General features: G+C 71.8%; 1 pseudogene. It reads left to right on the top strand.

Annotated features, from left to right (window positions below):
• Positions 1–18 precede the first annotated feature (18 nt).
• A pseudogene (locus tag ACOADB_RS24640) lies at positions 19–432 on the top strand (acetyl/propionyl-CoA carboxylase subunit alpha); the annotation flags it as partial.

Below are 432 nucleotides of genomic sequence, written 5' to 3'. Positions count from 1 at the left end.
GGAGGTGGCGGTCGCGGCATGCGGGTCGTCACCCGGCTCGAGGACCTCGCCGGCGAGGTCGCCAAGGCGTCCGCCGAGGCGGAGTCGGCGTTCGGCGACGGCACCGTCTTCGTCGAGCCCTACGTCCAGCGGGGCCGCCACGTCGAGGTGCAGGTCGTCGGCGACGGCTCGGACGCCGTCGTCCTCGGCACGCGTGACTGCTCGTTGCAGCGCCGCCACCAGAAGGTGGTGGAGGAGGCACCGGCCCCCGGTCTCTCCGACGCGACGCGGACGGCGATCCACGAGGCCGCGCGCGCTGCTGCCACGTCGGTGGGCTACATCGGCGCTGGCACCGTGGAGTTCCTGTACGACCCCGAGAAGGAGTCGTTCTACTTCCTGGAGATGAACACCCGCCTCCAGGTCGAGCACCCCGTCACCGAGGCGATCTACGGC

Origin of the sequence: Nocardioides sp. CPCC 206348 (assembly GCF_048654705.1) — a bacterium.
Taxonomy (GTDB): domain Bacteria; phylum Actinomycetota; class Actinomycetes; order Propionibacteriales; family Nocardioidaceae; genus Nocardioides.
This window is presented reverse-complemented; position numbering and strand designations above follow the sequence as displayed.